Source organism: Desulfomonile tiedjei (assembly GCA_016212925.1).
In the GTDB taxonomy this organism is placed as follows: Bacteria; Desulfobacterota; Desulfomonilia; order Desulfomonilales; family Desulfomonilaceae; genus JACRDF01.
Genome location: JACRDF010000037.1, coordinates 111,429 through 135,188 on the forward strand (window position 1 = coordinate 111,429; position 23,760 = coordinate 135,188).

Here is a 23,760-nt window from a genome sequence, read left to right on the forward strand (position 1 = left end):
CGAAGACCGGACCGTCTGTCTTACTCTCCGAGTCCTGCCTCAAACGCGAACTTACTTGCCGCCCAATCCCCGCAGCTCCTCAGCTATAGCGTAATGGCCGTGGAACTGAGCCAGCGTTAAGGCCGTGCGCCCGTCATTATTGGCCGCGTCGAAATTCACACCGGTTTCCAAAAGAACGGTTACCGCCTCATGAAATCCGTTCCGAGCCGCCTCAATCAGCGCGGTGTTGCCATCGCGGTCCTGTGCGTTGGGATCGGCGTCTGCGGAAAGAAGACTCCGCACTACGGCGGCTCGGTCGAGCCCACGATCCGCTCTTCTGCCGGGAGACCTTGCTGATTGTTCGGAGTGATGCTCACCCAAGGCCGGAACGGTTGTACCCATACAGGTCCATATCAAGGGGGTGCGCCCGGCTTCGTCACAGGCGTTGACGTCGGCGAGGTAATCCAACAAGAGGTTCACAACTTGCCTGTGCCCTGCCCTGCACGCGTAAATCAAGGCTGTTGCGCCATACTCGTCTTCAGAGTCAACCTTTGCTCCTGATTTTATCAGCAGTCCGGCGCATTCCGTCTCCCCCGCGCTGCATGCAAACATCAGAGCGGTACATCCATTCTCATCGCTAAGGTTCACATTTGCATCGCACTGGAGAAGCAGTCCCACCACTTCAATGCAGCCGGTCCTTGTGGCTCTCATCAAGGCTGTGACATCGGAGTGATCGTGCACATTGACCTTGGCTCCACGATCCAGCAACAGTCTCGCAGAATGCGCCTGGCATCGTCGCGAGGCCTTCATCAATGCGGTTGCCCCGTACCGGTCGGTTGCATGAATGTTCGCGCCTGCGTCGAGTAAAAGCTCGATCGCCTTGTCGCGACCAATGGAAGCGGCCCACATCAACGGCGTCCACCCTCTGGGGTCCGGCGTTTCGATTTCACACCCGTAGGACAACAGCTTGGCGATTACCTCACTGGGGCCTCCGCGGGCGGCCAGGGCCAGGGCCGGCGATCCAAGCCTGTCCCTTACGTTGGGATCAGCACCGCGCTCCATCAGAAGACCGACCACCTCGGGGCGACCTTTTGTAACGGCCATCAACAACGCATTGTGCCCCAGGCCGTCTTTGGCATGAATGTTTGCTCCGTAGTCCAACAAAAGTCCCACTATTTCGCTGCGCCCTTCGCCGGCGGCATGCAGAAGCGCGGTTCGCTGATCCTCGGTCTGCGCATCAATTTCAGCGCCGTGGTCCAAAAGCATTTGCACGATCTGTTTGCAGTCGGCATCGGAGGCGCACCACGCAGCGGCCATAATCAGGGGCGTAGCGCCACCTTGGACGTTCGCCGCGTTGACGTCGGCTCCGCTTCGCAATAGGACCCTAACGATTTCGGGATGTCCGAATTCACAGGCGCTCATAAGCGGCGTCAATCCGTATGCATTCGATACGTTGACGTCGGCCCCGATCTCAATGAGCAGCTCTACGATCTGCGCGTGCCCCTGCTGTGAAGCTTTGATCAGGGCGGTGTCATCAGAGGGACCCCTCCAGTCCGCGCTGCCACCGGCCACGAGGATCGCTCTGACTGCGGCTTCGTTTCCGGATTCCGCAGCGGCCAGCAACGCCTCAGCGTTCACTTCGACAATGCTGTCTCGCACGCTTGAGTCGGTTGCGTCCGGGTTATTCCTTCCGTGTTGGGTCATCGGCACTCCCGTCCCCGATCGTCGCGCGGCCGACAATTCATTGCCGAAGGCGGGGATTTCGGCATCGAACTCGTGTTCAAGGATCGAACGCGCCACAGGAGCTTGCCCGCGTATGCCCTGAAAGACCGTCCCACAAAATCGATCAATTGGGAGGGGAAGTCCCTGTCTGCTCTCGAATGTATCTGCGCAATTCTTGCCAGATTTTTGCCGACGCGTCTATCAGGTAGAATCCGCCCTTGGAGCGACCTTCTTCGGTGCCGTTTTGGGCTATCCAAATGCATCGAGCCTCGAATACCAGGGGAGGGAGGCCAAGGAGTTCGTCCGTGGGGATGACAAAGGTCTTGATGTCATCTACTACGGCCTCGATGCCCGTTACTCCCAGGCCATTGGCGGAGATGTCCACGACCTTGCCCCGGTTCTCGGGTTCATCGGCCTCATAGATAGGCAGAGGGAAATTCACGCGGTCTCTGCGAAAGAGACGAACGTGCTTCAGCGGAACGGTTTTATTGCAGAAGATGGACCACGCTTGAAATTCGAAGGGGCTCAAAACCTCGGCGTCCAGCAATTTTCTGAAGACCACCTGAAGCTCTTCTGGAGACAGTTTGTACTTCGCGATCAGGTCACTGTCCGTCATCCTCGCGCGAATATCATTCATGATGTCTTTGGCACTGATTTTCTTAGTAGCCTGCGGCATGCCCGTTTCCCTCAACGGCTGACTAATCTAGCACAGTCATTCAGGAATCTCCAGGAAGTTGTCCGGGCATTAGATGATTCTCTTCACCGGAGCGCGCTTCCCCGAAAACATCTTTTCGCCATTCATTAAGGAGAGGTAATTAGTCGGAGCAGCCCTTCCATCTTTCACGGGAGGCAGCGATAGCTCAGGGAAATGACAGTGACCGGCGGGACGCGGGTCCTACCTCGCGCGTTTTACCCCCGGTTGAGTCATGATCCCCGTGGCAAAGCAGGACCGGCATCTTGTCGGCCCCGCGTGCTACCCCGCACCCGCTTACAAGCCGGGCTTAGTGACTGGTCGCCAGTCGAAAAAATTTGTCTTGACAGCTGGAGATATTAACAGATACTTATTAGATTAAGAAATACTTAATACTTCGTGCCAAGAGTATCATGGCTGTTGAAACAGAGATCGGCCTAAGGATCAAGGCCCACCGGCAGAGCAATCATCTGACCCTGAAGCAGTTGGCGGAAAAGGTCGGCTGCACCGATGCGTACCTATCTCAGATAGAGAACGGGCGTGTGTCGCCTTCCATAGCGAGTCTGAAGAAGATAGCCGACGCGTTACACTCTAAAATCACTGATTTTTTCGTGGAATCTGAGGATGACGACCCCGTGGTTCTGTCGCCGGACAAACGAATTAAGTTATCACTGGAGCGGTGGAACGCCGAGATTCAGTCCCTGGTGATAAATCCCAGAACCAAACGCATGCACCCGTTCTACACCACGATACAACCCGGAGGCGGATCTCACGGCCTGTACAGTCATGTGGGAGAAGAATTCGGCCTGGTGCTGAAAGGAGAGTTGGAAATCGACCTGGACGGAACCATTCATCGCGTCAGGGAGAACGAAAGCTTCTACTACAACTCTTCCCAGCCTCACAGCTGGACGAACCCGGGCAATGTCGAGGCAATCGTCGTCTGGGTGATCAGTCCCCCAACGTTTTAGGACAAGGGTGCTTTCAGGCGATGAATTCTATCGTCTCCAGAATAGTGATTGTCTGCAAGTCCTTTTGGTGAGAAAGCGGTTTCCAAGAAATAACGTCCTCAATCCAGTCAGGAGGGAAAAATGCATTCAAAGGGCATAAAAGCATTGGGACTGGCCTTGGCGATTTGTCTTGTAATAGGCACGGCCTCCCATGCAGCGGAAGTCAAGCCATGGCGTATCGGAGTGGCTGTGTCACTGACCGGGGTTTTCGGCAAAGACGGTTCCCTCGTCAAGGATGCTTACACGATTTGGAAGGACGCTGTGAATTCCAAGGGAGGGATGAACGGCCACCCAGTTGAGCTTATTTTCTATGACGACAAGAGCGATCCCGCGACCAATGCCAAGTTGACCGAACAGTTGATCGTCAGCGACAAAGTGGACCTGCTCCTCGGAGGGTTCGGGAGCAGCCAGGTCTTTGCTCAAAGCGCGGTAGCGGAGAAATACCAGTACCCCCTCATAAGCGGAGGCGCAAGCTCCGACAAGCTCTTTGAAAGAGGCTTTAGGTACTATTTTTCAACTCTGGGCAAAGCCACTGAGGAAGTTCGAGGCTGTGTGGATATTTTTCAGGCTGTTCAGCCAAAGCCCAAGACCGCCGCGATCGTCGGAGCCGACATTCTATTCACTGCTCTCGCATGCGAGGGGTACAAGAAATACTGTGCATCCAACGGCATCGAAGTTGTCCATTTTGAGCTTTTCCCTATGTCGTTGGAGGATTACAACTCTCTATTTCTCAAGGTCAAAAACAAGAACCCGGACATACTGCTGGTTGGGTCCCACCTTCTTGTCGCAATGAAGACGATCAAAGCCCTCAAGGAGATCGACTTCAGCCCCAAAGCAGTGGCCTTCAGCTATGGGCCGACCGTTCCGAAATTCGTGGAGGACCTGAAAGGGGACGCGGAGTATGTCATCGCGGCTTCTGAATGGACACCCAATATGCCGCACAAAGGTCCGATCTTCGGCTCCGCTGCTGATTTCAATAAGGCATATTTTGCGAAGTTCCAGCGTTACCCCGATTACGTGGAGGCAGCCTCCGCGGGTGGGGCCATAGCGCAACAACTGGTCGTGCAGGAATTAGGCCTGAAGCCGCCTATCGAGAAAAAGGAAGATCGTGCGAAGATTATGGAGAAACTCCACGCGCAGACCTTCGAGACCTTCTACGGCAAGATTCAGTTCGATAAGGATGGAGCCAACGCGGCCCATCCGCCGGTCGCGGTCCAAATCCAGAAGGGCAAACTGATGAACGTCTTCCCGCTGGAATTCGCCGAAGCCAAGATCTGGTACCCGTTCAAGCCCTGGAAGGAGAGATAAAGGACGATACGCGGAGAGGCTTTTTTGTAAACCGAATTGTTCACCTGGGAAACAGTGCAACTGTCATTGCGAGGGCGCAAGCCCGAAGCAATCTCCATTGGTGGCAGACATGCCAGGTGGGACAGGCTTCCAGCCTGTCTATCTGAATGACAGGCAGGATGCCGGTCCCACCAGCAAGATGCCCGTCCCACCGAAGATGAGATTGCTTCGTCGTTTCACTCCTCGCAAAGACACCGATGTGCCTCGGTGATTCCTTGTCAACGGTAGAATTCCGTTTATAGAAAAGGTTCCTCTCCGGCAATGTCTTCTGACTGTCAAGGAATACTCATGGCCGAAAAGAAGCTGAAGAATTACATTCATGGGAAGTGGGTCGAATCGTCCACAACCCGGTATTTGGAAATCGTGGACTCGACCAATGCCGCGGTCGTTGCCTTATGCCCGGATTCAACCATGGATGAAGTGGATGCCGCGGTTGAATCCGCAAAGAGCGCATTTCCTGCATGGCGAAACACCATCCCAACCCGTCGCGCTGATTGCCTCTACGCTCTAAGGGACAACCTGTTGGCGGCCAGGGACGAACTCGCGGAAATCATAGTCCTGGAACACGGAAAGACGCTCTCCGACGCCAAGGGAGAGCTAATGAGGGCTATTCAATACGTGGAGCACCCGTGCGGGATATCGGAGCTTCTCAAAGGGAGTATAAGCGAGGACGTGGGCACCGGCGTAGACGAGTATTTCATCCGGGAACCCTTGGGTGTTTTCGCGATCCTCCCTCCATTTAATTTTCCGGCAATGATAGCCCTTTATTTCACCTGGCCAGTGGCGTGCGGGAACACGGTTGTGGTCAAACCGAGCGAATTATGCCCAATGACCATGTTGCGAATAACCGAGATAGCAGAGGCATCAGGCTTTCCGCAGGGCGTCTTGAACGTTGTCAACGGTGGACCCCAGGTGGGAGATCGGCTTTGCACCCACCCGGACGTGGCGGGCGTTACCTTTGTGGGGTCGTCGAGGGTTGCCGAAATGGTGTACAAGTCTGCAACTTCCGTCGGCAAGCGGGCCCAGTGCCAGGGAGGCGCCAAGAACCATGTTGTCGTCATGCCTGATGCGGTCCTGGACGAGGTGATACCCAATCTTGTGAATTCCTGTTTCGGGCATACCAGCCAGCGTTGCTTCGCGGTGTCGAATGTGCTGGTGCACCAGGACATTTACGACATGTTTCGCGATAGGTTCCTGGAGGCTTGCAGAGCCTTGAAGCTGGGAGGCGGGATGGATCCGGGCGTAGATATGGGGCCGCTCGTAAGCAGCGCTGCCCTGGACCGCATGCACATTGCCATAGAACACGGCCTCAAACACGGAGCGACCCTGCTACTGGACGGGCGCAACCAGCGCGTTGACAAATATCCGAAAGGATTTTTTTTGGGGCCGACGGTGCTGGAAGCAGAGCCTGATTCGTTCGTTTTCAGCGAAGAGATCTTCGGGCCGGTGCGATGCATGAAGCGGGTCCAGAGCCTGACCGAAGCAATTGACATAGTCAACCGAAGCCTCTTTGGGCACACCGCGGTCATTTACACCGAAAGCGGCGGATGGGCACGGCGCTTCATCCGCGAGGTCGAAACCGGCCAGGTGGGGATAAACATCGGTACTCCCGCACCCATCGCGTTCTATCCTGTGGGCGGTCGAAAGATCTCCTTCTATGGGTCGCATCGCGGCCGAGCAAACGATGCGGTCGATTTCTACACGGACAAAAAAGTGGTTGTAACCCGCTGGAATGCCGGCTCCGGAGCAACCGAGGTAACAAAGTCATCCAAGAAGGCTGAACCGACTTCCGTGGTTTTCTAAAACATGGACACCATATTCATCCAAGCCCTGATAAATGGTCTCCTTCTGGGAGGAGTATACGCGGCGTATTCCGCGGGCTTTTCCCTTATATTCGGGGTGATGGGCGTGGTGAATCTGGCTCACGGAGAGCTGGTAATGTTGGGAGCGTTCACCTCGTACTGGATGTTTGTCGGCTTTCATATGGACCCCTATTTCACGGTTCCTTTTGCAATGGTGTTCCTTTTTATTTTCGGGTACGTGATCCAGAAGTACATCATCAACCGGGTCATCGAGCAACCACATATTATGAGCTACATTCTCACCTTCGGGATACACCTGATGGTTGCCAATCTGGCCCTCAAGATATGGACTCACGACTTCCGATCCATCACAACCTCATATTCGGGAGCCAACGCGGCAGTCTGGGGTCTTAACATCCCGTACTCCCGCCTGATAACTTTTTGCATCGCCTTGTTGATCATCTGGCTGTTGTGGTTTTTCCTCACCCGAACCGAGACCGGGCGGGCGATCCGTGCCACGGCAATGGACAAGGAAGTCGCGCGTCTCATGGGCGTAAACATAAGGGAGATTTATGCGATTACCTTTGGAATTGGGGCCGCGATCACAGGTCTCGCAGGCGCGTCGATAAGTCCGTTCGTGATCATATTCCCGGAAATGGGCCTGGGATACACGATAACAGCCTTTTGCGTGGTTGTTCTTGGCGGAATGGGCTATATGCCCGGCGCTCTGTGGGGTGGCATCATCCTCGGTGTGGCTCAGTCCTTGGCCGCGACTTACTTGAGCGGCGGGATTTCGGTCGCACTGACTTTTATAATGCTTTTCTTCGTTCTCATTGTGCGTCCCGCGGGAATTGTTGGAAAGGGTCAGGTCGCATGATTTCTCGAGGCACGGCGGCAGGACATGAGTGATCGCAAGGGCAGTTTGATATTCTGGGTCTGTTTTATCGCGGCTTCGGCGGCTGTCGGCGCGGTTCCTCTGTTCGGCCCGTCCGAATATGTGCTGCGCCTGATGAGCGTGGTTATCCTGTGGATCGGCATGGCCGGTTGCTGGAACATGATGAGCGGATACACGGGCTATATCGACTTTGGACCCGTGGTTTATTTCGGCCTGGGTTCTTACGTCACGGCCATTGCCATGACCAAGTTCGCATCCCCTTTTTTTCCCGCTGTAATTCTTGCGGGCGGCATATCCGCACTGATCGCCTTCCCGATCGGGGTCCCTACCCTGCGTTTGAGAGGCGCTTATTTCGCCATTGCAACGTTTGCTTTTGCAGAAGCAATGAAACAGGTGACACTGGAATTCGACCGCACGTTCGGGGTTTCTTTTTTTCAAGGTAGCCACGGCATTACGTTGCCTATCGGTGGCCATGACAACACGTTTTTCTTTTACTGCGTCTTTGCAGTTACCTTCGCAATCATGTTGGTTCATTATGGGATCGAGCATTCCAAGTTCGGGTACGGCTTGAAAGCCATCCACGAGGCCGAAGCGGCCGCGGAGATTGCAGGGGTCGACACGACGGCAATAAAGCTGAGGGCGTACGTAACCAGCGCATTCTTCCTGGGAATGTTCGGAGGAATCGAGGCTTATTGGATAACCTACATAACGCCTGCCGATGTCTTCAATGTCCATAAGACCGTGGATATGGTCATCATGACTTTGCTGGGAGGGATGGGAACGTTTCTCGGCCCGGTCATCGGGGCCTCGGTGCTGAAAATCCTGTACGAAATCCTGGGCACGACTTTTGTCGAGTATTACCTGATCATGGTCGGCGGAATCATAATCGTGATCATTCTGATCATGCCCAGCGGAATAGTGGGTACGATCAAAGACTGGAAAGGCATTCGTTTCATCTGAGATCTGAAAGGCGTCTAGAGTTTGGCCAATCAACTCGAAAATACACCGGCCCCGGTACTTGAATGCGAAGAGGTCAGCATGCATTTCGGCGCGCTGCCCGCTGTGCACCGAGTGGGGTTCAGCCTCCAAAACGGCGAGATTCTTGGGATGATCGGCCCCAATGGTGCCGGCAAGACAACGCTGTTCAACTGCATGATCGGGCTGTATCGCCCCACCAAAGGCCGAATTGTTTTGGAGGGCGCGGACATAACCGGTCTTAAGCCACATCGCGTTTGTCGTCTGGGAATGGCGAAAACCTCTCAGATTATGGAACCTTTTCGGGCCATGACCGTGTTCGAAAACGTCCTCGTAGGGGCTCTCCACGGCGGCCAAATGAGCATGGCAGATGCAAGGCGAGAAGCCGAGAGGGTTCTCGACTGGGTTGGGCTTTCGGCCCAGAGTGAAAAACCGTCCCATTCCATTTCGGTCCCCGCTCGCAGGCGTTTGGAGTTGGCAAGGGCCTTAGCTTCACGCGCGAAGGTCCTGCTCCTGGACGAAAACATGGCTGGGCTCAACCCCCATGAAATTGACGAAGCCCTTGAATTGTTGAGGGATATTCGCAATTCCGGGCGCTCTTTGATCGTGGTGGAACACATCATGCGTGCGGTAATGGGCATATCGGACAGGATTATTGTGCTCAACTACGGCTCCAAAATCGCTGAAGGCCGCCCTGAGGAAGTGGTCAAGGACAGGCAGGTCATCGAGGCGTACCTGGGGAGCACCAAAGTCCATTTTGGCCCTCATCCGACGGATGTCGGAGCGAGTTGAATTCTGTCAACTGTGAAAATTCCCGGTTTTTTATCCAGCGGGTGCTTTTGAATGAGCGAAACCTTGTTAAGTGTGGACCAGATAGACGTCTTTTACAGAGATGTTCAAGTACTGCGTGAAGTCAGTCTTGAAGTAAACAAAGGTGAGATAGTCACGGTTATCGGTCCCAACGGCGCGGGGAAGAGCACCTTACTGAACACTATAGTGGGGTTTCAACACCCCGCGAAGGGGGCCATCACCTTTGAAGGCCCTGCCATAGACCGCTTACCCCCTGAAAAGATAGTCCAGTTAGGCTTGACCATAGTGCCTGAAGGAGCGCGAGTCTTTTCGGAAATGAGCGTTCTGGACAACCTCAAAATGGGGTCGTACATGAAATCGGCCCGCGGTAAAAGGGACGAAAGCCTGGAGCAGGTCTTCGCGTTTTTCCCGCGGCTCCACGAACGCATGCACCAGAAAGGCGGAACGCTCAGCGGCGGGGAGCGGCAGATGCTTGCCATAGGCAGGGCCCTGATGTCCAAGCCTTCTCTGCTGCTTCTGGACGAGCCTTCCCTGGGCCTTGCTCCGCTGCTGGTAACCAGGGTTTTCAGGGCGATCAGCGAAATCGCATCCACCGGACTCACCGTCCTGCTGGTAGAGCAGAATGTGCATTTTTCCTTGGAGATAAGCGACCGGGCTTACGTTCTTGAGAACGGCCGAATGGTCATGGAAGGTGCCGGCAGCGAGTTGATGAAAAACGACCATGTGCGAAAGTCGTACCTGGCCTTGTGATGGTTGGGATTCTCCAATGAACAGTAACAATGAAGAATCGGATGCCACTCTGGTCAAGGTTTCTTTTGTGCTCAATGGCAAGCAGACGGAAATCAAGGTCAAGCCCTGGGAGACGGCCCTGACCGTGTTGCGGGAGCAACTGGGCCTGACCGGTACCAAAGAAGGTTGCGGCATCGGCGAATGCGGGGCTTGCACGATCCTTGTGGATGGTCGGGCTGTGGATTCCTGCCTCCTGTTGGCCCCACAATTGGACGGGCGCGATGTGCAGACCGTGGAAGGACTCGGCAGTGCCACCGCTGAGTCCGAAGGAGTATTGCATCCTCTTCAGGAGGCCTTCATCTCTCACGGGGCCGTGCAATGCGGATTCTGCACTCCCGGCGTTCTGATGTCCGCCAAGGCTCTGTTGGATCAAAACCCGAGCCCCGGCCGTGAAGAAATCATTCAAACTCTTTCAGGCAATCTGTGTCGTTGCACCGGGTACATTCAGATTCTCGATGCCGTTGAGCAAGCTGCAAAAGATCTCCGTGAAACGAAACCGCACAAGGGCTGACGGATGAGATCCCGTTTCGAATATTTCCGGCCGCGATCGCTGGATGAAGCCCTGGGGTTTCTGGCCGCTCACGGGCCCCGGACGTCGGTGATGGCCGGCGGTACTGATTTGATGATTTTGATCCGCAGAGGAGACGTTGCCGGCAAGTTCGTCATGGACATATCCCGGCTGGACGAACTACGAGGCGTGGGGAAAATCGACAATGTAATTTCCCTCGGTGCCGCGGTCACTTACACGGAGATCGTAAATGATAAGATTGTAAAGGAATTCGCTCCAGCGCTGGTGGAAGCCGCTGGACAAGTAGGAAGCGTCCAAATTCGCAACGTAGGCACCCCAGGTGGCAACGCGGCCAACGCTTCACCGGCTGCGGACAGTGTCCCTCCGATTCTGGTTCACAATGGACGGGTCATAATCCGGAGCGCGTTTTCGGAGCGTATTGAGCCCTTGCAGGACCTTATTGTCGGGCCCTATCGCACGAACCTCAAGCCCGAGGAATTGATCACGGGGTTCCTCCTGGAAGCCATCGACGGAACGTACCGTTACAGTTTCGAAAGAATCGCCAGGCGGAAAGCCCTTGCAGTGGCCCGAATCAACGCAGCGGCACTGGCTCGGTTGGATTCGGCCGGTGTGGTGGAGGACTTGAGGCTTTCCGTGGGCTCTATCACTCCCCAGCCCGCAAGGATGACGGCTGCAGAGAATCACCTGATCGGACGGCGGCCCAATATGGCTGCAATACGAGAAGCCGCGGAAAAAGTAACCCGGGAGATGATTCGCAGGAGCGGCATCAGATCGTCCACCGAATATAAAAAACCTGCCGTGGAGGGGCTCGTTACAAAAGCCCTGACACGAATACTCATTTGAATACGTTGCAATGACCAGTGACCTCACCGGAAATATTGGCGAAAGTGTTCCCAGGATTGGGGCGCGCTCCAGGCTCCTCGGCCGCGCTCGCTTTGCCGCGGACATTGATCTGCCAGGCGCGTTGACCCTCATGGCGTTGCGGAGTGACAGGCCGCATGCTTTGGTGCTCGATGTCGACATAAGCAAAGCGCAGGCTGTATCTGGTTGCGTGAAGGTCTTCACATCCAAAGATATTCCAGGCCGAAATCGGCTTGGCATCATCAACAAGGACCAGCCGCTCCTGGCGGAAGATAAGGTCAGATGCATTGGCGATCCCATCGCGCTGGTCGCTGCTGAGACTCCTGAGGCGGCTGAACAGGCTGTCCGAGCCATTCGCGTTACTTACCGGGACCTGCCCGCGATCCTGGATCCCGAAGAAGCTCTACGGCCCGGCGCGGAGCTAATCCATAAAACCGGCAATCTCCTGGGCAGACGAGTCGTCAAAAGAGGCAGCCCGGACAAGGCATTCCAGGAAGCGGACGTCATCGTCGAGAGGATTTACACTACCCCCCACCTTGAACACACATATCTGGAGCCTGACGCCGGAGCCGGATTCGTGGACCAGGACGGCCTTCTGGTGATTTACGCGTCGACTCAGAACCCCCACTACGATCAGAAAGATGTCGCGGACTTGCTGGCTTTGGACGAAAGCAGGGTAAGAATCATTCAGGCTGCTACCGGAGGCGGATTCGGCTCCAAGCTGGACCTCAACGTACAAGGTTTCGTGGGGCTGGCGGCTTATCTGCTTAACCGGCCGGTCCGCATGGTTTACACCCGTGAAGAGGCGTTCCTGTGTACTGCAAAACGGCATCCGCTGAAAATCTACTATAAGACCGCAGCGACTCGCGAGGGCAGGCTGCTTGCCGCGGACGTGAAGATTATTGGTGACACGGGCGCGTACGCTTCGTACGGCTTGGCCGTGGTTACTAGGTCCGCGGTCCATGCGGTAGGGCCGTACGAAGTCCCCAATGTGCGGATCGAATCTTTGTTCGCGTATACGAACAACCCCATGGCCGGTGCAATGAGAGGCTTCGGCGTTCCCCAGATGGCCTTTGCTCACGAAGCTCAAATGGACTTGCTCGCCGAGGAGTTGGGGATCGATCCGCTGGAAATGCGGCTGCGGAATGCTTACCGAGTGGGCTCCTTGACTTCTACGGGACAAGAACTCAAGGCCAGTGTGGGGATCACCGCGACCCTGAAAGCAGTAGCTCCACACTATCTCCAGGCACTGGAAGAAAAGGAGACCTCAGATCGATATCGCCGCCAAGGCGTGGGCATCGCGTCCATGTTTTATGGGATCGGTAACACAGGGGTTCAGAATCCATCCACCGCTCAGATAGAATTGACCCTTGAGGGCAAAATCCAGCTCTTTACAGGCGCGGCCGACGTAGGACAGGGGTCCTGCACCGCGCTCGCTCAGATTGCCGCCCAAGAACTTGGCATCAGACCTGACGAAATTCGCCTTGTGGTGGCGGACACGCTCCGGACCACTTCGGCCGGCGCGACTTCGGCCAGTCGTCAAACTTACATCTCCGGCAATGCAGTCTTGGACGCAGCGAAAAAACTCAAAGAAGTGCTTTTGACGGAAGCCGCAATGATCTTGAAGGCCGATCGAGAGAAGCTCATTGTCCAGCGCAGTGAGATCCGGTCTGTGGCTGAGTCCGAGAAAACCGTTTCCTTCAAGAAGATCGCCGACCGAGCCCATCGAACCGGCATACCATTAAAGTGGCAGGGTTACTTTGACCCTGCTACCACGTCATTGGATCCGGAGACCGGGCAAGGGGTCCCGTACGCCACGTACGCATTTGCGACACATTGCGCTAAGGTCGAAGTCGACACCCTGACCGGCGAGGTCCACGTACTAAGAGTGGTCGCTGCCCACGATGTCGGGAAGGCCATCAATCCCGCGAGCGTTGAAGGTCAGATTTACAGCGGAGTGGCAATGGGCATTGGGTTTGCCCTTATGGAGGAATTTGTTCCCGGAAAGACGGAATCCATGAAAGACTATCACATACCGTCATGTGCGGACATGCCCGCGACAGTCCCCATCATCATAGAAGACCCGGAACCCACTGGGCCGTACGGCGCGAAGGGAGTCGGGGAACCGGCCCTCATACCGACTGCCCCGGCCGTGGCAAATGCAATTGCGGACGCGTTGGGCGTGCGGATATACGATTTGCCTGCAAACCTGGAGAGAGTTCTTAAGGCGTGTTCGACAGCCAAGAATCGTCGCAGTGAGGAGGAATAATGCCCCGGACCTTGATCAAGAACATCGGCACCCTGGTGAGTGGTAACATTGACAGCCCCATTATCAATTCCGATGCAATATTGGTTGCAGACGGTCGGATAGAAAAAATCGGAAGAACCGTGGATCTTCAATCCCCGGCCGCGGACATCACTGTCGACGCGGCAGGGAGTACCATTTCTCCCGGACTTATAGACTCGCATTGCCACGTTGTGCTGGGGGATTACACGCCCCGGCAAAACCAGATAGGCTTCCTGGAAAGCGAGGTTCACGGAGGCGTCACCACAATTATATCGGCGGGAGAAGTCCATCTTCCCGGAAGACCGAAAGATCCTGCCGGAACCAAAGCTCTGGCTATCCTCGCAGCAAAGGCTTTTGCCAACTTTCGCCCGTGCGGAGCCAAAGTTTTGGGCGGGGCAGTAATCCTGGAAAAGGGTCTCATTGAAAAAGACTTCGAGGAGATGGCCCGTGAGGGCGTTAGAATCGTGGGCGAGATAGGTCTCGGTTCCGTAAAATTCCCTGAAGACGCGGCTCCAATGGTCCAGTGGGCGAAAAAGAACGGCATGATCGTTCTGATGCACACCGGCGGAACGTCCATTCCAGGGAGCGACACGGTCACCGCGGACCAGGTGATAGCTGTTGACCCTCATATAGCCTGCCACGTCAATGGGGGTCCGACTTCCGTGTCGCCGCAGGAGATCAAGAAACTGGTCGAAGAGACGTCCTATGCTTTAGAGCTGGTCCATTGCGGTAATCCCAGGACCATGATCGAGGCGCTGAACCTGGGCCTGAAAAAGAACACCCTTGATAGATTCATCATCGGCAACGATGCTCCGTCGGGCACCGGAGTAATTCCGCTGGGCATCCTACGCGTAATCTGTATGGCCGCTTCGCTCACGGATGTGAAAGCCGAGCAAGCACTTTGCATGGCAACGGGAAACACCGCCAAGGTTTTCGGGCTCGATACGGGTTTTGTCCGTGAAGGCTTGCCCGCGGACCTGATCGCCATGGACGCGCCGATGGGCTCGGTCGGGAAAGATGCTCTCGGGGCCATTGAAGCTGGCGACATCCCTGGAATCTCCATGGTTATGATCGACGGCAAAATCGAAGTGAAAGTGAGCCGCAACACCCCGCCTGCCAAGCGAAAGGTAAAAGTGGCGTGAGTAAAGAAGGCAAGAAGGCAAAGAGAAACGGCCTGCGGGGTGAAACTTTTGTGAACAAAAGTTTCCCCCCGCACCCCCCTTCAAAAAACTTTCTATCATGTCAGGGGCGAGTCCGATGTTGTCAGCTGAAGTGATCAGGTGCCTTAATGCAAATTATCATTGAAAAATGCAAAGGCTGCGGAGCGTGCGTGCTGGATTGCCCGCAGGATGCCATCCGCCTGGTCAAAAGGAAAGCCGTCATAGGCCCCGCGTGCTCGGAATGCGGCGCGTGCTTGAAAGTCTGCCCCGAAGAGGCTCTATTCTCCGAAGACGCTCCTGTTCCCGGAGCGGTGACTTGCGAGGCTTGCCCTATTCAATGCCGGATCAAAGAAGGTTACACCGGAGCCTGCCAGCGGTTCATGAACCGCGGGGGGACGCTCGAACGGACGATCGCGTTAAAGACCTACGAAGAGGTCAAACACCTGACCGGGCCAGACTGGAAGCCCGCGATCCGCCAACCTCTCATTACAGGTATAGGCGCAGGCACTACGTACCCCGACTGCAAACCTGCTCCACACATCGTTCAATCAAAAGTTGACGGCGTTGACGTAGTCACCGTAGTCACAGAGGCCCCGCTGAGCTACTCGGGCATAAAGCTCAAGATAGACACGGACGTAACTATCGGAAAGGAAGGCGCGCCCGTTTTCTTTCGCCGCAAGCAGGTGGGACATCTCACGACCGAAGAATACGGGTCGAAAATCCTCTCCCTTGGCGGCGTAAATCTCCTGACCGGTGATGGCGGTTTGTCTCTGGCAAGGCTTATCTCAGACATAGCCAACCGCAAACGTGCCAAGCTCCGAATCGACCATGGGAGCAGGATTGAGGTTCAAGTCGGGCATCGGCCCGTAATCGACGGCAAAATAGATGATGTCATGCGAGTAGGCTGCGGGAGCGCTACACTAGGCCTTTTCGCCGGCCTCTTCAACGAGGTGGCGGACGAAGTCATCGTCCTGGATTCCCACTTGACAGGCTTAATGAGCGAGCACTCCTCGGGTCTATATGTAGGGGCGCGTCCAAGCGGTGTTAGGCTTCGTTTCAAACAGAGCACGCCGGGACGGTATTTCGGCGATCACGGCAAAGGATGGGGCGGGACCTCAATCATTGAACCCCGCGATGTCATCGAATCCGTGGACATGAACGTAGCCCGAGCCGGAATGAAAATTCTCATTACCGAAACCACGGGCCGCAAGGCCGTGATGATGAAGGTCGGCAAGCGCGGGGACCTCAAAGAGATACCCATGCCTTCTGACGCTTCCAGGGCCGTGGCCGACCTCGCCGACACTTGTCAGGAATCCAGGGTATCGGCCGTATATTGCGGCGGCTCCGGAGGGAGCGCCCGAGCAGGCGTGGCCCGCTACCCCATCAAGCTCACCCGGGCTGTCCACGCAATGAAAGCCCGCTTGACCATTGGTGGAGCGCCGACCTTTGTGTTGCCGGGTGGCGGCATCAACTTCATGGTGGACGTGGAAAAGGTAATGCAGGGCGCGTTCACGTGGGTCCCGACTCCGGCCACGGTCTGCCCCATCGAATACACTATGACCTTGGAGGACTACCTGGAAATGGGCGGCCACGAGGAAGCCATAAAGCCTTTTGGATGAGGACTTCAGAGGTACCGGACCGTTGCCCAAAAGCGCCAAATTATGAGTTCATGGGAAAGCCGTATTCTTAAGCTGGGAGATGACACAGTCTTTGTGGAATGCGGACCGATGCGAATGTTCATCGAGGGGTCGATTCATGGAGAGCCCCAGGACGACGTTTGCGTCAGAGCAGCCAATGAAGCGATAGTTTTTCTGGAAGAAATCGCGGCCCACATGGATAAGATGCGGGGCCCGGCCCGCGCAATCCCCGAACCACCGCGACATCTGCTGATTCATCGCATGTGGTCCGCTGTGACCGCGGTGGGCGATCCTGACCTGACCCCCATGGCCGCGGTGGCCGGCACCATTGCCGACGCGACTGCCGACTTTATCGCACGCCGGGGACTAACCCGAGTGGTGGTAAATAATGGCGGCGATGTGGCCATCCGCCTGGCCGAGAGTGAGACCTTAAATGTGGGCATCAGGCCTGATTTGGGCGCTGAAGAGGTCACGCACCGTGTGCTCATAACTCCGGAGATGAACATCGGAGGCATCTGCACCAGCGGCCTGGGCGGACGCAGTTTTACCAGGGGTGTAGCTTCCGCCGCAACGGTTTTCGCGGCCCGCGCCGCAATCGCAGACGCGGCGGCCACAGCCGTGGCAAATGCCACTTACATATCCAGCCCTGCGGTCGAGAGATGCGCAGCAGAGTCCATTTACCCCGACACTGATCTGAAAGGCGTAGAGATTACTGCGTCGCTGGGATATCTGGCAGAAGATGAGATGCTTACAGCGCTCTCGCAGGGAATGAATCGGGCTGAGGCCCTGGTGAAAGTGAGCCTGATCGCAGGCGCCTGCATTACCGTCCAAGGGCGCATGCAGTGCACCGAGTATATCGCGGGCTTGGTTCACCGCTTGTGAAGAACGTTTCTTGAGGATGCAACGGAATGGGCAACAGGTTTCATCTCTATGGGTCCAAAACCGATCTACAAGAAAATATGCTTTAAAGGAGGCGTGATATGGAAATCCGTAAGATATTGAAAATTGTGGAAGAGACCAGAATGGAAATGGGAAAAGATGTCAATCCCCCTACGCGCAGAGCAGCGGCTGTGGCTGTTATCAAGAATCCTTTCGCGGGCCGATACCAAGAGAATCTTGATGACCTGGTAAATATAGGTTTGGAACTGGGAGAACTTTTGGGCAAAATGGCGCTGGAAGCCTTGAACATCTCTCCCCAGAAAGCTGAAAGCTACGGCAAGGCCGCGATTGTCGGTCCGATGGGTGAACTGGAGCACGCAGCGGCCATCCTTCACCCAAAACTAGGAACACCCTTCAGGGAGGCGTTAGGAGGAGGCAAAGCTATTATTCCTTCGGCAAAGAAGATAGGCGGCCCGGGAACCGAAATCGATGTGCCCGTTCACTACAAGGACGCGGCTTTCGTCCGGTCCCATTTCGACGCAATGCCCATCCGCGTTCAGGACGCTCCTAGAGGAGATGAAATTGTCGTGGCCCTTGTTGTAACCGATTCCGGCCGACCGCTTCCCCGCGTTGGTGGTCTCAAGAAGGAAGAAGCCAAAAAGGAAGACGGCTTGCGCTGAAGAGAAACAGGGCCGTAACAGGCTGGAGGAGTGACCAGGAGACGATTGCTATAGCCTTATGCCGGTTACCAAAAGTAATGTCCATTTGGCCACGGGATGATCAGTCTGGCTTTCAGACGGGACCGACCTTCCAGAGCGCCATAACCCCCGTCGTTCCCGCGAAAGCGGGAACCCAGGAAATCCCGCGAGACGCGGGACTGGATTCCTGCTTCCGCAGGAATGACGGAATGGAGCGCCTGCAAATCGGACAAAAATGATGGCAACTGCCTCAATCATCTTTATCTTCTTCGTGGTCCTGGTGGTCGTCACCTTCACCTGGCGATACGGGGCGAGGCGGCAGGTTTCAGGAGGGAGGCCGAGTTTGGCAGTTGGCTGGCATTTACGGTCAACTTCGTTAAGAAATAGACCGCTGGGGCAGCTCTATTTTTACCAATGTTCCGTGGTTCTCGGCGGATTTGATCTGCATCGAGCCTCCCAACGACTCTACCAGACCCAGGCACACGGCCAAGCCTAATCCCGTGCCCTTTCCCGGTTCTTTGGTGGTGAAGAACGGGTCAAAGACCTTCTCCAGATGCTCTTCGAGTATGCCCGTGCCGTTGTCTTCCACTTCGATTCCAACTCCTTGCTCAGCTTTTCCGGTACGCAATATGATTCTGCACGGCGGGTCAGACATGGCGTCGGCAGCATTAAAGATCAAATTGACCAGTATCTGCCGGATTTTGTCCGGTTCGGTTTCTATAGGTTCGAGTGCCGGATCAAGGTCGTATTCAAATTCGATGTTTCGGAATCCCTCTCTGACGCTTATCGAGGCAGCGCAATCCGTCAACAAAGCGTTGACATCACAGATGACGATGTCTTTGCGGATGGGCCGAGCAAATTCCAGCAGCCGTTGAAGGATATCGTGTATTCGTCTCAACTCCTGGTCCATCCTTGGAAGTATCTCGTTAAGGGACTCCTGATCGGGCTGCTTCTTCAGGAGTTCCGCGTACCCCATGACTATCTGCAATGGATTACCCACTTCATGGGCCAGTCCTGCTGCCAGCCTACCCACGCCGGCCAATTTCTCGGATCGGATCAGGCCTTGCTGCGCAGCTTCCAGGTCCCTGTTAATGGCCTGCAGGCGCTCGATGAGATCTTTCATTTTCTCGCGGTCTTCCATAATTTTCAGCAACATCCCTCTAAGGCTCGAGGAGATTTGCTGAATATCACCCTTCAATTTTAAGGGTTCGGAACGATCCGGAAAATCCGCGATTCCCGAAGCCTTGCCTGCGAGCCGAGCGATCTCGCCCACAGGACCAATCACTGTACGGTGAAACAACAAATAGCCGAGGAAGAAAAGTGCGGACTGCGTGAGAACCAAATAAGCCCCGAAAAACTTCCACGCGGGCAGGAAGGCCGACGGTGGAATTTCCAGGATGGCCCTTACGGCCCGGATTCCATGAGGGAAGGTTCCGGTAATGTCCATAATTACGGACCTTCCGTTCAGCACACCTGTAGGCCACGGCGGCCCGGTTGTCGTTATGCTGCGGCCTTCCTTGTCCAGAATAGGCTTATCTGAGAGTGTTTGTCCGCCGCACCCGCCGATCCTCTTGCCGCCGGAGTCATAAAGGACAAGCTTGACCCCGGTCATGCCCAGGCAGATCGCTTTCATTTGGGCCCACAGTTTGTCCGGAGTTTCCGCCAGACGGATTTGTTGCTCCACCAAGCCCGCCAGAATGTCAGCTTGCTGAATCTTGACGTCTAGTGCAGCGCGCTCCAGTGAGGCGCTGAACACGAAGAACAACAAAACCCCGCTCACAGCAAGGATCACAGCCAGATTGGCCAGAACGCCCCAGCGCATTTAGCATGCTCCTGATGTGAGAGATTCACTTCTTCTTTTCCGGTGGATTGAAGATGTGTATTGCCCGGTGCTCCACTTGTTCCGCGGCCTCTTCGATGCTTTCGGGAAGGGTCGGATGCGGGTGAATGGTGAGCGTAAGGTCGTCGATATGGGACGCGGACGCGACGGCCAAGGCCCCTTCTGAAATCAGGTCCGAAGCGTGCGGGCCGATGATGTGAACGCCCAACACCGCACCGGTCTCCGCATCCGATATTATCTTGGAAAAACCTATTCCGGCTTCACCCAGAGTCATAGCTCTACCCAGCGCTTTGAATGGAAACACGCCGACTTTGACTTTAATGCCCTGGTCCTTGGCTTGTTGCTCCGTCAGGCCTACAGTGGCTATCTCCGGGTCGCTAAAGATCACACCCGGGACCTCTACCCCCTCGAACGCGGCCGGTTGTCCCGCAATGACTTCAGCGGCCACCTTGCCCTGATACATGGCTTTGTGGGCAAGCATAGCGCCCCCGACCATGTCTCCTATGGCGAAGATGCCTTTCACCGATGTTTCCATGCGGGAATCAACCTCGACGAAACCTCTCTTGTCAACCTTCACACCGGCCTTTTCCAATCCAATGTCGCGGGTGTTGGGCCACCGGCCTATTCCGACCAGGACGCGCTCCGCAGTGATAGTCTGCTCGCCGTCCGGTGTTGAAAACTTTAGCTCCGCGGTGGAATCCTTGCGCTTGAACTCCTGGACACGGGCGCTGAGCACCAGGTCTATGTTAAACCCCTTTAGCGCTTTTTCCATGGCCCTCGATATATCCGCGTCGAGCATGGCGAGCAGTCGTTCGCCGGCATCCAGCATTGTCACTTTGCTCCCAAATTTTGCATACGCTATTCCCAGCTCCAGGCCCACCGCGCCCGCGCCTACCACGACCATTCGCTCCGGGATAGAAGGCAGTTCCAGAGCGTCGGTGGAATCGATGACCACTTCTCCATCCCGTGGAATGCCTGGGAGTTGGGCCGGGGAAGATCCGGTAGCCAGGATCGCGTGTTCGAACTCGAAGCGATGAACGCCGTCGGAACTTTCCACCGTGAAGGACCTGTCCCCTGTCAGGTGAGCCGTGCCAGCCACCACCTCTACTTTGTGCTGCTTCATTAGCGAAGCTATTCCGTTTCGCAGCTTTTCCACTACGCTGTTCTTCCATTGAACCACTTTGACCGGATCTACTGCTATATCTTTCGCGACAAGGCCGAGTTGGTCGGCATGCTCCAGCTGGTTTTTCAGGTCAGCGACATGAATCAGGGCCTTGGACGGGATGCATCCCCAATTGAGGCAAACCCCACCCAGCAAGTCTCGTTCCACAAGAATAACTTCGAGACCCAGTTGAGCGGCACGGATTGCGGCAACGTATCCCCCGGGCCCTGCGCCTATGACCGCGACCTGAGTCCCCTGTGCGAAATCGCCTACTACCATCTTTCTTCCTCCAGGGCCGGAGGCCGGCGGCCAAATTGAAGCCTCAATAATGTCGTCTTGGCTGGCTTTAATCCCTCAATTTTCCCTCAGCGTGAATACGCGCTGCCTACTATACTACGTCCACGAGCATTCTCATGGGGTCTTCCAGCAATTTGATTATGTGGGACATGAACCGGGCTGAGTCCGCGCCGTCGAGCAGGCGATGATCGAAGGCGACGGTCAGCGGCATCATGGTGCGAATAACCACTTGATCGTCACGCACAACCGGCTTTTTGACAGCACGAAGGGAACACAGGATTGCAACCTGCGGATGCACGATGATGGGAGTGGCCCACATGCCGCCGAGCGCTCCCACGTTGGTTATGGTGAACGTTCCGCCCCGCATGTCATCCAGGGTTATGGAACGATCCCGCGCTTTTTTGGAGAGTTCCTGCAAGTCCGCGGCGATCTGCAATATGGATTTCTTGTCCACGTCGCGAACTACGGGTACCATCAGGCCGGCTTCGGTGTCCGTCGCAAAACCGACGTTGTAGTAATGCTTGTAGACTATCTCGCCTGTGGATTCATCAAGCGACGCGTTAAACGCCGGAAAATGCTTGAGCGCGTCCGCGACGGCCTTGGTCAAGAAAGCCAGAATGGTGAGGTGCACCTTCCGTTCTTCGGCAAGGGCATGTTGCTGCTCCCGAACTTTGAGTAATTCCGTTACGTCAGCTTCATCGAAATGAGTCACATGCGGAATCGCGGAGACTGACCGGACCATGACCTCCGCAGTCCTCTTGCGAACCCCCTTGAGCGGTTCCCGTCTTGTCTCACCATACTTTTCGAAGTCCCATCCCTCGGTGGTCGGCACCGTCACCGCAGCCGCGGTTGGAGCTTTAGGAGCTGCCGCGGCCGGCTTGGAGGCAGCGTTCTGCACGTCCTCGTCGGTGATTCGGCCATGAGGCCCCGTGCCTTTCACCGTGGCGATGTCCACCTTTAGTTCCCTCGCCAGTTTTCGCGTGTGGGGCGTGGCCATCACCTTCGAGGGGGCCTCCTTGGCGGCCGGTTTTTCAGCTTCGGGCTCCTCGCTGGGCGGTTTCCTTTTTGGTTCCGGTTTCTCTTCCTTTGGTTCTTCCCTTGGCCTTTCTTCCGCCTTCTTCTCTTTCTTTTCCTCAGCTTTCTCCGCTTCGGTCTCGATTACAAGCAGCGAATCCCCGACGCGTGCGGTGTCTCCCGGTTTCAGCGAGATCTCCGCCACAACACCTGTGACAGGACACGGCAGCTCCACCACTGCTTTGTCCGTTTCCACTCTGATCACCGGCTGGTCTTCCTTAACCTTATCTCCCTCTTTGACCAGGTATTCTACAATTTCAGCTTCCGCAATTCCTTCACCCACATCCGGTAGTCTGAATACATGTCTCATGGAAGATGATCCTCCTATATCAATTCACTAGAACTGCATGGTGTCATGGATTGCCTTAACAACGCGGTCCGAGTCCGGATAATTGTATTCCTCCAATTTCGCCAGAGGTGGGAGCACGTCGTAACCTGTGACCCTTTTAATTGGAGCCAGCAGGGACAGCAAACACTTCTCCCCCACCGTGGCGGCAATTTCAGCCCCTACACCAAAGGACCGGGGGGCCTCATGAACGATTACCAGCCTCCCGGTTTTGTTGACGGATGTGGTGATTGCTTCCACGTCAAAGGGCCAGACAGTCCTCAGGTCGACAACCTCAACATCGACTCCTTCGTCTTCCACATGCTTTGCTGCTTTCTCACAGACCTGGACCATCCCCCCATAGGTAATGATCGTCACATCTTTTCCTTCACGGACGGTTCGAGCCTTGCCCAAGGGCACCCTGTAATCGCCGTCGGGCACCTCCTCCTTGAAGAGGCGGTACAGCCTCTTGGGTTCGAGGTATATGACCGGATCGGGAAACTCCAGAGCGGAAGTCAACAGCCCTTTGGCATCCGAAGGCGTGGAGGGTATCACCACCGTCAAGCCCGGAAGATGCGTGAAAAGTACTTCAGGAGCGTCGGAGTGATGTTCAAGGGCCCTCACGCCCGCTCCGTACGGCGCGCGAATAACCAGTGGAACATTATAGCGCCCTTGCGAACGTTTACGGTAACGAGACGCATGGCTGTAAATGTGGTCGTACGCCTTGAACATGAAGCCTTCGAACTGTATCTCGGCAACGGGGCGCAGGCCGTAAATGGCCATCCCAATTGCGGCCCCGACAATGGTGCTTTCAGCTAGAGGGGTATCGATGACGCGCTCAGGACCGAATTTCTCGATAAGACCTACAGTAGCCCTGAAAACGCCGCCATCCACACCTACGTCCTCACCCAAAACCACGACTCGATCGTCCTTCTCCATCTGCTCACGCAGAGTGGCGTTTATCGCCTCAACCATTGACAAGCGTGCCATGTTT

General features: G+C 55.6%; 20 protein-coding genes. 14 read left to right on the forward strand and 6 right to left on the reverse strand.

Annotation, left to right across the window (positions count from 1 at the left end):
- Positions 1-51: 51 nt before the first annotated feature.
- Both HY913_15365 and HY913_15370 read right to left on the reverse strand, forming a co-directional pair.
- A complete protein-coding gene (locus HY913_15365; protein MBI4964657.1) occupies positions 52-1,683 on the reverse strand; it encodes an ankyrin repeat domain-containing protein in 1,632 nt (543 codons plus the stop codon).
- A gap of 142 nt (positions 1,684-1,825) precedes the next feature.
- The gene (locus HY913_15370; GenBank protein MBI4964658.1) at positions 1,826-2,377 is read right to left on the reverse strand and encodes a PilZ domain-containing protein; all 552 of its coding nucleotides are present in this window, start codon (positions 2,375-2,377) and stop codon (positions 1,826-1,828) included.
- 428 nt (positions 2,378-2,805) lie between these two features.
- Between HY913_15370 and HY913_15375 the strand changes: the two genes are divergently transcribed.
- The 14 genes from HY913_15375 to HY913_15440 all read left to right on the forward strand — a co-directional run bounded on the left by HY913_15375 (position 2,806) and on the right by HY913_15440 (position 18,050).
- Positions 2,806-3,360: a helix-turn-helix transcriptional regulator gene (locus HY913_15375; protein ID MBI4964659.1), complete on the forward strand. Its 555-nt coding sequence runs from the start codon at positions 2,806-2,808 to the stop codon at positions 3,358-3,360.
- Between the two features lie 120 nt (positions 3,361-3,480).
- The gene (locus tag HY913_15380) at positions 3,481-4,707 is read left to right on the forward strand and encodes an amino acid ABC transporter substrate-binding protein (GenBank protein MBI4964660.1); all 1,227 of its coding nucleotides are present in this window, start codon (positions 3,481-3,483) and stop codon (positions 4,705-4,707) included.
- Between the two features lie 327 nt (positions 4,708-5,034).
- Complete coding sequence (gene mmsA, locus HY913_15385; GenBank protein MBI4964661.1) at positions 5,035-6,549, forward strand: CoA-acylating methylmalonate-semialdehyde dehydrogenase; 1,515 nt, start codon at positions 5,035-5,037, stop codon at positions 6,547-6,549.
- Positions 6,550-6,552: 3 nt separating this feature from the next.
- Complete coding sequence (locus tag HY913_15390) at positions 6,553-7,425, forward strand: branched-chain amino acid ABC transporter permease (GenBank protein ID MBI4964662.1); 873 nt, start codon at positions 6,553-6,555, stop codon at positions 7,423-7,425.
- 24 nt (positions 7,426-7,449) lie between these two features.
- On the forward strand, positions 7,450-8,403 hold the full coding sequence (locus tag HY913_15395; protein ID MBI4964663.1) for a branched-chain amino acid ABC transporter permease: 954 nt from the start codon (positions 7,450-7,452) through the stop codon (positions 8,401-8,403).
- Between the two features lie 78 nt (positions 8,404-8,481).
- A complete protein-coding gene (locus HY913_15400) occupies positions 8,482-9,210 on the forward strand; it encodes an ABC transporter ATP-binding protein (GenBank protein MBI4964664.1) in 729 nt (242 codons plus the stop codon).
- A gap of 63 nt (positions 9,211-9,273) precedes the next feature.
- Positions 9,274-9,978, forward strand: a complete 705-nt coding sequence (locus tag HY913_15405) for an ABC transporter ATP-binding protein (protein ID MBI4964665.1) — start codon at positions 9,274-9,276, stop codon at positions 9,976-9,978.
- Positions 9,979-9,994: 16 nt separating this feature from the next.
- Positions 9,995-10,528 carry a (2Fe-2S)-binding protein gene (locus tag HY913_15410; GenBank protein MBI4964666.1) on the forward strand — a complete coding sequence of 178 codons (534 nt, stop codon included), beginning with the start codon at positions 9,995-9,997 and terminating at the stop codon, positions 10,526-10,528.
- A 3-nt stretch (positions 10,529-10,531) separates the two neighbouring features.
- Positions 10,532-11,389 (forward strand): FAD binding domain-containing protein, encoded by an 858-nt coding sequence (locus HY913_15415; protein MBI4964667.1) that lies wholly within the window; start codon positions 10,532-10,534, stop codon positions 11,387-11,389.
- A 10-nt stretch (positions 11,390-11,399) separates the two neighbouring features.
- On the forward strand, positions 11,400-13,676 hold the full coding sequence (locus tag HY913_15420; GenBank protein ID MBI4964668.1) for a xanthine dehydrogenase family protein: 2,277 nt from the start codon (positions 11,400-11,402) through the stop codon (positions 13,674-13,676).
- Positions 13,676-14,836: an amidohydrolase family protein gene (locus tag HY913_15425; protein ID MBI4964669.1), complete on the forward strand. Its 1,161-nt coding sequence runs from the start codon at positions 13,676-13,678 to the stop codon at positions 14,834-14,836. The genes HY913_15420 and HY913_15425 overlap by 1 nt, the downstream gene beginning before the upstream one ends.
- Before the next feature lie 146 nt (positions 14,837-14,982).
- A complete protein-coding gene (locus HY913_15430; GenBank protein ID MBI4964670.1) occupies positions 14,983-16,473 on the forward strand; it encodes a 4Fe-4S dicluster domain-containing protein in 1,491 nt (496 codons plus the stop codon).
- Positions 16,474-16,515: 42 nt separating this feature from the next.
- Positions 16,516-17,373: a hypothetical protein gene (locus HY913_15435; GenBank protein MBI4964671.1), complete on the forward strand. Its 858-nt coding sequence runs from the start codon at positions 16,516-16,518 to the stop codon at positions 17,371-17,373.
- A gap of 98 nt (positions 17,374-17,471) precedes the next feature.
- On the forward strand, positions 17,472-18,050 hold the full coding sequence (locus HY913_15440; GenBank protein MBI4964672.1) for an amino acid synthesis family protein: 579 nt from the start codon (positions 17,472-17,474) through the stop codon (positions 18,048-18,050).
- Positions 18,051-18,444: 394 nt separating this feature from the next.
- Here the strand turns inward: HY913_15440 and HY913_15445 are convergent, their stop codons facing one another.
- From HY913_15445 to HY913_15460, 4 genes are all read right to left on the reverse strand, one after another.
- Positions 18,445-19,890 (reverse strand): hypothetical protein, encoded by a 1,446-nt coding sequence (locus HY913_15445; protein MBI4964673.1) that lies wholly within the window; start codon positions 19,888-19,890, stop codon positions 18,445-18,447.
- A 25-nt stretch (positions 19,891-19,915) separates the two neighbouring features.
- Positions 19,916-21,349: a dihydrolipoyl dehydrogenase gene (gene lpdA / locus HY913_15450; protein MBI4964674.1), complete on the reverse strand. Its 1,434-nt coding sequence runs from the start codon at positions 21,347-21,349 to the stop codon at positions 19,916-19,918.
- A 109-nt stretch (positions 21,350-21,458) separates the two neighbouring features.
- Complete coding sequence (locus HY913_15455; protein MBI4964675.1) at positions 21,459-22,751, reverse strand: 2-oxo acid dehydrogenase subunit E2; 1,293 nt, start codon at positions 22,749-22,751, stop codon at positions 21,459-21,461.
- A 27-nt stretch (positions 22,752-22,778) separates the two neighbouring features.
- Positions 22,779-23,756, reverse strand: a complete 978-nt coding sequence (locus tag HY913_15460) for an alpha-ketoacid dehydrogenase subunit beta (GenBank protein MBI4964676.1) — start codon at positions 23,754-23,756, stop codon at positions 22,779-22,781.
- Positions 23,757-23,760 lie beyond the last annotated feature (4 nt).

Excerpts from the sequence above, each read along its gene's own strand:
- HY913_15430 (MBI4964670.1), top strand. The coding sequence starts at position 14,983 with ATGCAAATTATCATTGAAAAATGCAAAGGCTGCGGAGCGTGCGTGCTG.
- HY913_15435 (MBI4964671.1), top strand. The coding sequence starts at position 16,516 with ATGAGTTCATGGGAAAGCCGTATTCTTAAGCTGGGAGATGACACAGTC.
- HY913_15380 (MBI4964660.1), top strand. The coding sequence starts at position 3,481 with ATGCATTCAAAGGGCATAAAAGCATTGGGACTGGCCTTGGCGATTTGT.
- HY913_15455 (MBI4964675.1), bottom strand. The coding sequence starts at position 22,751 with ATGAGACATGTATTCAGACTACCGGATGTGGGTGAAGGAATTGCGGAA.
- HY913_15370 (MBI4964658.1), bottom strand. The coding sequence starts at position 2,377 with ATGCCGCAGGCTACTAAGAAAATCAGTGCCAAAGACATCATGAATGAT.
- HY913_15420 (MBI4964668.1), top strand. The coding sequence starts at position 11,400 with ATGACCAGTGACCTCACCGGAAATATTGGCGAAAGTGTTCCCAGGATT.
- HY913_15395 (MBI4964663.1), top strand. The coding sequence starts at position 7,450 with ATGAGTGATCGCAAGGGCAGTTTGATATTCTGGGTCTGTTTTATCGCG.
- HY913_15375 (MBI4964659.1), top strand. The coding sequence starts at position 2,806 with ATGGCTGTTGAAACAGAGATCGGCCTAAGGATCAAGGCCCACCGGCAG.
- HY913_15415 (MBI4964667.1), top strand. The coding sequence starts at position 10,532 with ATGAGATCCCGTTTCGAATATTTCCGGCCGCGATCGCTGGATGAAGCC.
- mmsA (MBI4964661.1), top strand. The coding sequence starts at position 5,035 with ATGGCCGAAAAGAAGCTGAAGAATTACATTCATGGGAAGTGGGTCGAA.
- HY913_15410 (MBI4964666.1), top strand. The coding sequence starts at position 9,995 with ATGAACAGTAACAATGAAGAATCGGATGCCACTCTGGTCAAGGTTTCT.
- HY913_15460 (MBI4964676.1), bottom strand. The coding sequence starts at position 23,756 with ATGGCACGCTTGTCAATGGTTGAGGCGATAAACGCCACTCTGCGTGAG.
- HY913_15390 (MBI4964662.1), top strand. The coding sequence starts at position 6,553 with ATGGACACCATATTCATCCAAGCCCTGATAAATGGTCTCCTTCTGGGA.
- HY913_15365 (MBI4964657.1), bottom strand. The coding sequence starts at position 1,683 with ATGACCCAACACGGAAGGAATAACCCGGACGCAACCGACTCAAGCGTG.
- HY913_15400 (MBI4964664.1), top strand. The coding sequence starts at position 8,482 with ATGCATTTCGGCGCGCTGCCCGCTGTGCACCGAGTGGGGTTCAGCCTC.
- HY913_15440 (MBI4964672.1), top strand. The coding sequence starts at position 17,472 with ATGGAAATCCGTAAGATATTGAAAATTGTGGAAGAGACCAGAATGGAA.
- HY913_15445 (MBI4964673.1), bottom strand. The coding sequence starts at position 19,890 with ATGCGCTGGGGCGTTCTGGCCAATCTGGCTGTGATCCTTGCTGTGAGC.
- HY913_15425 (MBI4964669.1), top strand. The coding sequence starts at position 13,676 with ATGCCCCGGACCTTGATCAAGAACATCGGCACCCTGGTGAGTGGTAAC.
- lpdA (MBI4964674.1), bottom strand. The coding sequence starts at position 21,349 with ATGGTAGTAGGCGATTTCGCACAGGGGACTCAGGTCGCGGTCATAGGC.